Annotated in this window: 6 protein-coding genes and 2 pseudogenes; 4 read left to right on the plus strand and 4 right to left on the minus strand. The window is 72.4% G+C overall.

Going from position 1 to position 10,433, the window contains the following annotated elements; all coding sequences use genetic code 11:
* Positions 1 to 29: 29 nt before the first annotated feature.
* The 4 genes from ABD932_RS40080 to ABD932_RS40095 are packed head-to-tail and all read right to left on the minus strand — an operon-like array spanning position 30 to position 5,868.
* Positions 30 to 2,078, minus strand: a complete 2,049-nt coding sequence (locus tag ABD932_RS40080) for an AMP-binding protein (RefSeq protein ID WP_345020934.1) — start codon at positions 2,076 to 2,078, stop codon at positions 30 to 32.
* Complete coding sequence (locus tag ABD932_RS40085) at positions 2,075 to 3,250, minus strand: thiolase family protein (RefSeq protein ID WP_345020936.1); 1,176 nt, start codon at positions 3,248 to 3,250, stop codon at positions 2,075 to 2,077. Before ABD932_RS40085 ends, ABD932_RS40080 begins: the two co-directional genes overlap by 4 nt.
* Positions 3,251 to 3,256: 6 nt before the next feature.
* On the minus strand, positions 3,257 to 4,669 hold the full coding sequence (locus ABD932_RS40090) for an MFS transporter (protein ID WP_345020937.1): 1,413 nt from the start codon (positions 4,667 to 4,669) through the stop codon (positions 3,257 to 3,259).
* Entirely contained in the window at positions 4,666 to 5,868 is a 1,203-nt protein-coding gene (locus tag ABD932_RS40095; RefSeq protein WP_345020939.1) for an alpha/beta fold hydrolase, read from the minus strand. Before ABD932_RS40095 ends, ABD932_RS40090 begins: the two co-directional genes overlap by 4 nt.
* Positions 5,869 to 5,976: 108 nt before the next feature.
* Here ABD932_RS40095 and ABD932_RS40100 point away from each other — a divergent pair, with 108 nt between their 5' ends.
* The 4 genes and pseudogenes from ABD932_RS40100 to ABD932_RS40120 form a co-directional block, all read left to right on the plus strand.
* Complete coding sequence (locus ABD932_RS40100; RefSeq protein ID WP_345020941.1) at positions 5,977 to 6,594, plus strand: TetR/AcrR family transcriptional regulator; 618 nt, start codon at positions 5,977 to 5,979, stop codon at positions 6,592 to 6,594.
* Between the two features lie 347 nt (positions 6,595 to 6,941).
* Positions 6,942 to 7,196: pseudogene (locus ABD932_RS40105) on the plus strand (peptidoglycan recognition protein family protein); the annotation flags it as partial.
* Between the two features lie 176 nt (positions 7,197 to 7,372).
* Entirely contained in the window at positions 7,373 to 9,913 is a 2,541-nt protein-coding gene (locus tag ABD932_RS40110) for a SpoIIE family protein phosphatase (protein ID WP_345020942.1), read from the plus strand.
* Positions 9,914 to 10,274: 361 nt separating this feature from the next.
* Positions 10,275 to 10,433: pseudogene (locus tag ABD932_RS40120) on the plus strand (acyl-CoA desaturase); the annotation flags it as partial.

Here is a 10,433-nt window from a genome sequence, read left to right on the forward strand (position 1 = left end):
CCCATGGTCGGTGGGCGGGTTGCCCGCTTTCACTGGTCCTGCAGGGCGGTACGGATCGCGTCGAGGCCGGCCGGGTTGACGAGGGTGGACAGGTCACCGAGCGCCTCGCCGGTGACGAGGCTGCGGATGAGCCGCCGCATCACCTTGCCGTTGCGGGTCCTGGGCAGCTCCGGTACGGCGACCACCCGGCTGGGCCGGAACGCGGGGCCGAGCGCGTGGGCCACCCGTCCGCGGATCCGCTCGGCTTCCGGTGCGCCGAGAGGCCGCCCGGCCGCCGGGACCGCGAAGCACCACAGGGCCTCGCCCTTGACGGGGTGCGGTATCCCGACTGCGGCCGCCTCGGCGACGGCCGGGTCGCCGACGACGGCGTCCTCGACCTCGGCGGGCCCGAGGCGTTTGCCGGCCACCTTGATGATGTCGTCGAGGCGGCCGTGGACGAACCACTCGTCACCGGTCCGGGAGACGAGGTCGCCGTGGGACCAGCGGCCCGGCCTCCGGCCGAAGTAGGTGTCGGCGAAGCGTTCCCGCGCTCGCCACAGTCCCCGCGTCATGCCGGGCCAGGAGTGCCGCACGACCAGTTCACCGACGTGTCCTTCGGGCGGCTCGGTGTCCTGGTCGTCCTCGATCGCCGCGTCGATGCCCAGGCAGGGCCCCGAGAAACTGCACGGCGACTGGGGCAGGGTGGGCGCGGAGGCAAGCAGGGATCCGCCGACCTCGGTGCCGCCGCAGATGTTGATCACCGGGCAGCGTTTGCCGCCGAAGTCGGCGAAGTACCAGCGCCACGCCTCCTCGGTCCACGGCTCGCCGGTGGAGCCGAGGACGCGCAACCGGGACGGCGCCGGATGCTTCGGGTCGCGGCCCATCAGCATGCGGGCCAGGCTGGGCGAGCTGCCGAAGACGGTGACCCCGTGGTCGTCGAGCAGCCGCCACAGGCGGGTGACGTCCGGATGGTCGATCGTGCCCTGGTACGCCAGGACGCAGGCGCCGGCGAGGGTGGCGCCCACGGCGACGAGCGGGAACATGATCCAGCCGGGGTCGGTGACCCAGAAGGCCACGTCGTCCGGCCGCAGGTCGAGGTTGTACCGGGTCTCGCTGCCGACCTGGACCGGGAAGCCGCCGTGGGTGTGCATCGCGCCCTTGGGGCGCCCGGTGGTGCCCGACGTGTGCAGCAGGAGGAAGGGGGTGCCGGTGGGGAGCGAGACGGTCTCGGCGGGCTCGGCGCCGGAGAGGCTGTGCCAGGTCGTCGTCGCGGGCCCCGGCGAGGCGGTCGGCTCGTCCTGCGACACGTCGCCCGCCCAGGAGGGCCTCGACTCACGGGGCGTTGCGCCCGACCCTACGGGTGCGGACGGCACGTTCCGGCGGCTCTGCCCGGAGGGATCCGGCGGGGCGCCCGGCTCTTCTGGAACGACGACGAGATGACGTACGCACGTGGCCTTTTCCAGTGCTGTACGGGCCACCGTCTCCATGTCGTACCGGCGGCCGTGCCGGGTGGCGGCCGTCGCGGTGACCAGGACCCTCGCCCCGGCGTCGACAAGCCGTACGGCGATCGCCTCGGTGCCGAAGCCGGAGAACAGCGGCACCAGCACGGCGCCGATGCGCGCGCAGGCGAAGAGCAGGACGAAGGCCTCGGGACCGGTCGGCAGATACCCGGCCACCCGGTCGCCCTCCACGACCCCGAGGGCGCGCAGTCCGCCTGCCACCCGGGCGCTGCGGGCGGCGACCTCGTCGTACGTGAGAACCCCCTTCGTGCCGTCCTCCCGCTCCCAGCGCAGTGCGGGAGCCCGCCCGCGCCCCTGCCGTAGATGGCGGTGGAGACAGGAGTCCACGAGGTTGGTGCGTCCGCCCGGGAACCAGCGGGTGAAGGCGATGCCTCCGGTGTCGTCGCACACGCGCGTCGGCGGCGTGTGCCAGACGATGCCGATGTCCGCCGCGGCCCGTTCCCAGAACCACTGGGGGTGGGTGACGGACCTGGTCTGCAGTTCGCGGTAGCCGCCGTCGATGCCGTGCTTGCGGCAGAAGGCCGCGATGTTGCCGTGTTCGGTGAACTCAGGCGTGGGATGCCAGACGTACTCGCTCATCGGGTCCCGTCCGGGTTCTCGATCAGTGCGGCGATTCCCTGGCCGCCGCCGATGCATAAGGCGATCACGGCCAACCGGCCGCCCGTGCGGCGCAGTTCGTGAGCCGCCTTGAGCAACAGGACGGTTCCCGTGGCGCCGATGGGATGGCCGAGGGCGATCGCCCCGCCGTTCGGGTTGACGCGGTCCGGATCGAGCTTGAGTCCGTCCATGACGGCCAGGACCTGGGCGGCGAACGCCTCGTTGAGTTCGATCACGTCGATCGCGTCCAGGGTGAGGCCGTTGCGATGCAGCAGGCTGCGGATCGCCTCGGCCGGGGCGACGCCCATGATCTCCGGCTCCAGCGCGGTGACGACCGCGTCGCGCAGCCGGCACAGCGGTGCGGCGCCGGGGGTGAGATCGGCCGAGCGCATCAGCAGCACGGCGGCAGCGCCGTCGTTGATGCCGGCGGAGTTCCCGGCGGTGATCGTGCCGTTCTGCGAGAACACGGGAGCCAGGCCGGCGAGCTTGTCCACCGTCGTGCCGGGCCGGGGATGTTCGTCCCGCTCCACGACGCGGCCCGGGGTGGCCACGGGCACGATCTGCTCGTCGAAACGTCCCTCGCGGACGGCGACGGCGGCCCGGCGCTGACTCTCGGCGGCCCACTCGTCCTGGCGCTGCCGCGAGATGTCGTACCGGTCCGCCACCACCTCGCCCGTCATGCCCATCGGGTAACGCCCGAAGGGGTCGGTGACCAGGGAAACGGTGCCGTCCACGGTCGGCTCTCCCGGCACCTCGTCGGGGGCCCGTTCGCTGTAGTCGAGCAGCGGCTGACGGGTCATCGACTCGTTGCCGCCCGCCACGACGACGTCCGCCTCGCCGAGGGTGAGGCTCTGCGCGGCCGACCAGACGGCCTGCAGTCCGGACCCGCACAGCCTGTTGACGTTGTACGCAGGGGTCGTCACGGGTAGCCCGGCGGCCAGGGACGCACGCCGGGCGTTGAACGCGTCGGGGCCCACCTGGCCCACGCAGCCCAGGACGACCTCGCTCACGGCGCCGAGGTCCAGCCCACCGCCGACGACCGCCTCGCGGATCACGAGGGCGCCCAGCCGGTGCGCGGGAGTCGAGCTCAGTGCGCCCTTGTATCGACCGATCGGGGTACGCGCCCCGTGGACGACGGCGATGTCTACGGGCATCGGGGGTCACTCCTTCGCTGTGGGCTCCGCGTCCGCACTGGACTCGGCGGACACGCTGGAGGCGGCGGACGCGCTGGACGTCGCCGGGTGTGCGGCGAGCAAGGTGAGGGCGTCCCGGTCGGGTCGGATCAGGAGCGCCGAGACCACGGCACCGGCGATCAGCAGACAGGCGGCCAGGTCGAAGGCCCACCCGTAGCCGGCGGCCTCGGTGGGCGCCGCGTCGATGATCCGCCCGGTGACATAGGGGGCGAGCAGGCTCGAGAGGGCGGCGAGGGCGTACGACAGGCCCAGGGCGGCGCTGCGCCGGCCGGCCGGGCAGATGTCCGCGATCGCCGCGTTGGTCAGGGGGGTCTGTCCGTTGCCCGCGGAGAACGCCAGGACCAGCAACGGCAGCAGGAGGGGGGCGGGACCGGCCCGGGTCGCGAGTAGCAGACACATGCCGGCGAGAAGCGGCAGCAGCGCGCCGACCAGTCCCTGCGCGACCCGGGCGGTCACCCCTCTCCGCAGCAGCCGGTGCGCGACGGCTCCCGCGGTGAGGACCAGGACGGCCATGGACAGGGCCGGCAGCCCGACGATCCCGCTGATCTCCGCGTCGCTGAAGCCCACCTGGTCCTCCAGGAAGAGCGGCAGCCAGGCGAAACCCAGGGAGAGCGTCCACATGACCCCGAAGGTGGAGAAGGTGGCCCCGAGCCAGGTGCCCGTTGTGACGACGCGCCGGAAGGGGACCGTGGGGCGCGTCCCGTCGGCGGAGACCGTCGGGACGTCCCCCGCCGACGGTTCGTCGTCTGCCGGTCCGGGGCCCAGGTGTGCGGCGTACGGCCCGCCGCCGCCGACCCGCAGCCAGACCAGGGTCCACACCACCCCGGCGGCCCCGAGCAGGCCGAACGCGGCACGCCAGCCGAGGGTGTTGGTGACCAGGACGACCAGCGGGGCGGCCAGGACGGTGCCCCCCGCGCCGCCCGCGACCACGACGGCCGAGGGCAGCGCGCGCCGCTTCTCCGGAAACCAGGTGAACGCCGTGTAGTTGGCCAGCGGGAAGCCCGGCCCCTCACCCGCACCGAGCACGACCCGGGTGGCGACGAGGACTCCGAATCCTGTGGCGGGGAGGAGGATCGGCAGTTGCGCCGCCGCCCAGACGAGGGCGAGCACGGCGAGCAGGGGCCGGGGGCGGATGCGGTCGCCCAGGAAGCCGACCGAGACGGCCGAGAGGCTGAACAGGAGGTAGAAGCTGCTGGCGATGGCGCCGAACTCGGTGGCGGAGAGCCCGAGGTCGTCCTTGATGGGGCCCGCGGTCAGGCCGAGGACGGCCTTGTCAGCGGCGTTGACGACGATGAAGAGCGCCAGCAGGGCCAGGACGGTGCGGGCCCGGCGGCGGGTGCCGTCCGCCGTGGCCGACCGGGTGTCCGCCCCAACGGTCATGCGCGGGCCAGACGTTCGTCGAGCCAGTCGAAGACCCGCTGGTGAAAGCGGAGTGCCGCGCCCTCCTGACAGTGTTCGCCGGCCCCTTCGGCGACGGTGAACAGCATCAGCTCCTTCGCACAGCGCAGCGCCTCGTGCACCCGCTGGGCCTCGCCGTGAAAGGCCAGGTCGTTCTCCGCGTCGAGGACGAGCGTGGGGCAGGTGATGCGCGCGGCCGCGGTGTCGAGGTTGTACGGCGCGCAGGCGCGCAGCGCCTCGGGGGGCGTCTTGGCCCCGAAGACCCACATGCCGTGCCGCAGGAACCAGCGCGCCTGGGTGCTCTGGGCCATGCTGACGGCCAGCGCGGGCCCGGCCACGTCGTCCCGGCCGTCCGTCACCCACTCGCCAAGGTAGGGCGGAATGCCGCGAAGAGGGACCTCGTAGAAGTCGTAGACCCCGTTGTGCAGGACGCACGCGGCGAAGCGGTCCTCGAAGGCCGTGGCGCGGGCGGCCAGCAGTCCGCCGAAGCTGGTGCCGAACAGCACAAGCCTCTCAGGGTCCACCTCCGGGCGGGTCAGGGCGTGGTCCACCACGGGCGTGACCACGTGTTCCCAGTCCGGCCGGAAGACCAGTCCCTGCTCCCGCCGGACGGACTGCTGGCCGGGGCCTTCGAAGGCGAGGACGTGGTAGCCGCGGCGCAGTGCCCCGCCCGCCGCCATGAAGTACAGCTCCTCCAGGGTGGAGTCGTATCCGCCGTGGTGGATGACGGTGGGCCGGCTGCGGCCCGTGTCGTCCACGAGGAACAGGTATCCCGGGAGGGTGGTGTCCTCGTAGGGGATCCGCAGGGGCACGACCGGAGTGTCGAACAGCTGTGCCGCCTGCGCGAAGGTCTGCCGCGAGCACCGGGCGAGGCGGGCCGACTCGAGGTCGGAGTCCCGGTCCTCGACGCGGAAGAAGTCGGCGGTGCGGTAGTAGTTCGAGGCCCGCAGGAGGGACTCGCGGGCGCTGACCCGGTGGCCGCCGGCGAGTGCCTCGGCACCGACACGGTGGAGGCGTTCGGCGACGGCGGTCCACTCCCGGCACCAGGCCTCCTCGTCGCCGTCGGGGATGTTGCGGCAGGCGGCCAGGACCTCGCCGAGATCGGCGCCCGCGTAAGCGGCGTGCCCGGCCGTGCGCAGCGCCTGGAAGGAGAACGCCGCGTCGTCGAAGAGGAACTTCATCGGGACCCCTTTCGAGATGGAACGGAACGGAGCCGTTCCGTCTCGCGCCGGAACGTACACCCGGCCCGGACGGAACGCAACCGTTCCGTCCGGTGTTAATCTCCCGCAGTGGAATCGACCAGCCGTGACGACGTCGACCGCAGGCCCACGGGCTCCGCGGTCCTGCGGGAGTCCGTGACCGAGACGATCAGGCGGGCGGTGTTCGAGGAGCTCGCCCAGACCGGGTTCGCGCGGATGTCGATGGAGGCCGTGACCCGCCGGGCCCGCGTCGGCAAGGCGGCCCTCTACCGCCGCTGGCCCTCCAAGGAGGCGATGGTCGTGGAGCTGGTCTCCGAGGCCGCCGCCGAACACCTCCCCGCGACGGCCGGCTCCGGGTCACTGCGCGACGACGTCGAACGGTTCGTCCGGGACACCATGGCCGACCTCCGCCATCCACTCGTCGGCCGGATCGTCCCCGACCTGGTTGCCGAGTCGGCCCGCAACCCCTCGCTGAGCGCCGCGCTCCACGAGGCGGTCCTCGCCCCCCGGCGCGCCGCGGTGGCGACGGTGCTGCACCAGGCGATCGACCGCGGAGAGCTGCCGGCCGACATCGACATGGGCCTGGCCGTCGACCTGTTCGGCGCCCCGTTGTACCTCAGGATGCTCGCGGTCGGCGGACCCACCGACGACGCCTACGTCGCCCGCCTCACCCGCGCCGTCCTCTCGGCACTCGCCGCCAGCCGCTGAGCGAGGCCCTGAGGCTCGACGCACTCGCGCGCGTCACCGGACGCGGGCAAGGCAGGCGTGCAGCGCCGGGAGCTGTCGTGCAGGGACCATCTGCGTGAAGAGGCACCCCCCCCTGGCGTCGAACTTGTCGGCGACGGTGGCCAGGACAGTCATCCTGGAGATCTAGCTCGCCCGATGAAGATCGGTTCCGGACTGTCGGGCCGTGCGAAGGACGGCCGCCTCGCGCACAGCATCCCGGCCACGGACGAGGCGGCGCTGGCCGCCGAGGCCCTTGCGGCGGAGGCCATCGAGGCGCCCAACCCCGGTCCCAGACCACGGCAGAGGCCGAAGCCGCGGTGGAAGGAGACAATGCGAAAGGCCCCTGGGGTCCGATGAACGGCGTGATGATCCACCACACCGTGACCTCGGGCACCGACTCGTCCGTGGCCCTGTGCTACGACGGCTACGCACCCCCGCCCGGCCCCCTGTGCCACGGCGTGATCGACAAGAAGGGGCACGTCCACATGGTCGGCAATGGCCGCGCCAGCCACGCGGCGCTCGGCGACGGCGACGTCCTGCGCGCCGTCGTCAACGAAACGAAGCTGCCGCCCGACAACGAGGCCGTGGCGAGCTGCTTCTGCGACAGGTCGATCCCGGTCGGGTGGGCCCCTGCTCTGGCCGGCCAAGCGGAAACGTAGGAACTTGCCGCTCGGTCCATGGATGCTGGACGGCCTTCCCGGCCCGACACGTGCCCACGGGGAGCCATGGACCATCCTAAAATGGAACAAATTATCCATCGATGATCGAGGGCAACGTGTCGGCCAACGGTGTGGCATCGAACTTGTACCCGTTCGGCGCCGCAAGTGTCGGCGAGGCGCCCGAGCGCGACGACGCGCTGGTCAGTGCCATCGTCGGTGCCGTGGAGCTGGCCGGAGCGCATACCGGAAGCGTGTTTCTGCTCTCCGCCGACCACCGCTCGCTCGTAGTAGCCGCGTCGTGCGGGTCGCCACCCTCCCTGCTCAGCGGGTGGCGTCGGATCCCGGTGAACAGCGGTCTGCCGGTGGCGGAGGCGTACCGCTCCGGGCGCATGGTCCATCTGGCCGGCGCGGAGGAGACGATGCGGCGCTTCCCGCAGCTCTCGGTCGCCCTGCCCTACCCGTTCGGCTCTGCGTCGGTCCCCGTACGGGCGGGCGAGCGGACCTTCGGCACCATGGCCGTGGTGTGGACGGCCAGGCCGGACGGGACAGGGTTGTCGAGGGCGCAGCGCCGGAAGCTGCGCTCCGCCGCCGACCGGCTGGGCACCACCCTCGCCGGACTGCGGGCCCGCGGCGCGCTGGGTGAGTACGACGAGCGAACGGCTCCGGTAGTGGTCCCGCTGCCATCCGCTCCGGTGATCCGGGTGGGTCTGTTCGACTGGAATCTCGAGACCGGAGCCCTCACGGCCGACGACGAGCTGTGCGCGATCTTCGGAATGCCGCCCCGCGAGTTCGACGGACGGGCGGCCACCCTGGCGGCCATGATCGAGCCCGCGGATCTGCCCGGCTTCCGGTCCGCCGCCCGTGCCGCGGTCCAGGAACGCCACGTACTGGCACACTGCCTGCGCATCCGGGACGGCCGCGGAGGCCACCACACCGTCGAGCTGTGGGGCCGGGTGCCCGAGAGCCCTGACGACCTGGAGGCCTCGGCCCATCTGGTCGGCGCCGTACTCGACTCCGGGAGCCGCATGGCCGCCGTGGCGGCGATCGAGCGGCTCGCGGACGGCTTCTTCGCGCTCTCGCCCGACGGACGCCTCGCCTACGCCAACCACAGCCTGGAGAATCTGCTGCGGGTCCGCCAGGACGAACTGCTCGGCCGACGCCCTTGGGACGTCCTGCCCTGGCTGGCCGATCCCGTGTACGAGGACCGCTACCGGGCCGCCCTGGTCTCCCAGCAACCGGTCTCCTTCCTGGTCCGCCGCCCACCGGACAACTGGCTGGTCTTCTCCCTCCACCCGGGCGCTCAGGGCATGACGGGGTGGGCGGCACCGGCGCGACAGCCCGTACCGGCCGACACCGGACCCGGTGCAACCACCCTCACGGCAGGGGGGCCGCCCGCCTCCTGGTCACCTCCGCCCGCGGCCCCGCGCGTGGGTTCCCTCTACCGGGTGCTCACGCTGGGCAGCGCGCTCACCGAGGCGGTCACCGCGCACGAGGTGTTCGAGGCCGTCGCGGAGCAGCTGCTGCCCGCTTTCGGCGGTCAGAAGCTGGCGATCGCCGTGGTGGAGGAGCGGCGCCTGCGCCTGCTCGATCAGCGCGGCTACTCGAAGCGCTTTCTCGCCCGGTTCGAAGGCACCCCGCTGCATGCCCGGCTGCCCGTGACGGACGCGCTGACCTCCGGGGCCCCGCTGTTCGTCGAGTCCCGTGAGGAGCTTCTCGAGACCTACCCCGGGATCATGGTCAGTCAGTCCAACTCCTGGGCGTTCCTGCCCTTGATCGCCTCGAACCGCCCGGTCGGCGTCTGCCTGCTCGGCTTCGACGACGTCCACCGATTTCCCGACGAGGAGCGCGGAGTCCTCACCGCGCTGGGCGGCCTCATCGCCCAGGCCCTGGAACGCGCCAGGCTCTACGACGCCGAATTCGCCCTAGCCCGCGGCCTGCAGAACGCGCTGCTGCCGCACGGGCTGCCCATGCTGCCGGGCCTCGATGTCACCGGGCGCTATCTTCCGGGCACCAGAGGGATGGACATCGGCGGCGACTGGTACGACGTCATCCCCGCCGGCGACGAGGTCGCGCTGATCGTCGGGGACGTCGAGGGGCACAATGTCGCCGCCGCGGCCGCCATGGGCCAGCTGCGCAGCGCGGTGCGGGCTTTCGCCACCGCCGGCCACCGGCCGAGCGACGTCGTCGCCAACACCAACCGACTCCACATGGACCTCGACCCGGCGCTCCTCGCAAGCTGTTGCTACGCCCGCCTCCATCCTCGCTCGGGGGTCGTGCGCATCGTCCGTGCCGGCCACCCCCCGCCCTTGCTGCGCCTGCCCGACGGGCAGGCCGAAGTCCTGGATGTGCCCGGCGGCCCTCTGCTCGGCATCGACACAGCGGCACACTTCCCGGAGTCGGAGCTGCGCCTCGTACCCGGGTCGGTCCTGGCCCTGTACACAGACGGACTGATCGAGAGGCGTGACTCGGACATCGATTCAGACGTCGACCGGCTCCGGGCGTCACTGGCCCGCATGGGCGGGGGCCGCCTGGAGGATCTGGCCGACGCGCTGCTGCGGGACGCCCGCCGTTCCACCGACAGGGCGGACGACATCGCCCTCCTGCTCACCGAGTACGCCCCGCCATCGCAGACGGCGACATAGCCGGCGTCCGCGCGCCGGCTCCGGCCCGTCGCCGTGAGGCAGCAGGCTCTCCGACGCCGCCGTCCCCTGCCCCGGATCTTCTCCGTACGCCCCCTGGTAACCCGACGGGTCCCAGGTCCTGGCACTGTCCCTCGTGGCGGCCGCAGTGATGTGAAAGGGGCCACATATCCGCTGGCCGAGCGGCCGGAGAAGGCTCGGTTGAACTCGTCGACGGTCTGCCGGCCCTTCAGGGGCAGCGGCTCGGGCACGGTGGCCGCCTGGTGCTCTGCTCGCTGGACGCCGCCGAAGGCCAGACGGCCGGGGCCGTGGTGGGGCGGTGGTCAGCCAGCGGGGAGAGCAGTCCGTACGTCAAGAAACGGTGGTGGCCGGACTCTATGTCAGTGGGTGGGCCGCCGTCGTGCTCGTCGGCGACAGTTGGTGGACACTGGCGGTCGCCGTCTTCCTGGCCATTGTCTTCGGCCAGGTCGCCCTGCTCGCCCATGACGCGGCCCACCGTCAGGTGTTCCGGCGACGCCGGGCC

The sequence above is a fragment of the Streptomyces shaanxiensis genome, assembly GCF_039537145.1.
Lineage (GTDB): Bacteria > Actinomycetota > Actinomycetes > Streptomycetales > Streptomycetaceae > Streptomyces > Streptomyces shaanxiensis.

What these genes read in the sequence shown, in the direction of transcription:
- ABD932_RS40080 (WP_345020934.1), bottom strand. Translation starts at nt 2,078, where the DNA reads ATGAGCGAGTACGTCTGGCATCCCACGCCTGAGTTCACCGAACACGGC.
- ABD932_RS40085 (WP_345020936.1), bottom strand. Translation starts at nt 3,250, where the DNA reads ATGCCCGTAGACATCGCCGTCGTCCACGGGGCGCGTACCCCGATCGGT.
- ABD932_RS40090 (WP_345020937.1), bottom strand. Translation starts at nt 4,669, where the DNA reads ATGACCGTTGGGGCGGACACCCGGTCGGCCACGGCGGACGGCACCCGC.
- ABD932_RS40095 (WP_345020939.1), bottom strand. Translation starts at nt 5,868, where the DNA reads ATGAAGTTCCTCTTCGACGACGCGGCGTTCTCCTTCCAGGCGCTGCGC.
- ABD932_RS40110 (WP_345020942.1), top strand. Translation starts at nt 7,373, where the DNA reads ATGATCGAGGGCAACGTGTCGGCCAACGGTGTGGCATCGAACTTGTAC.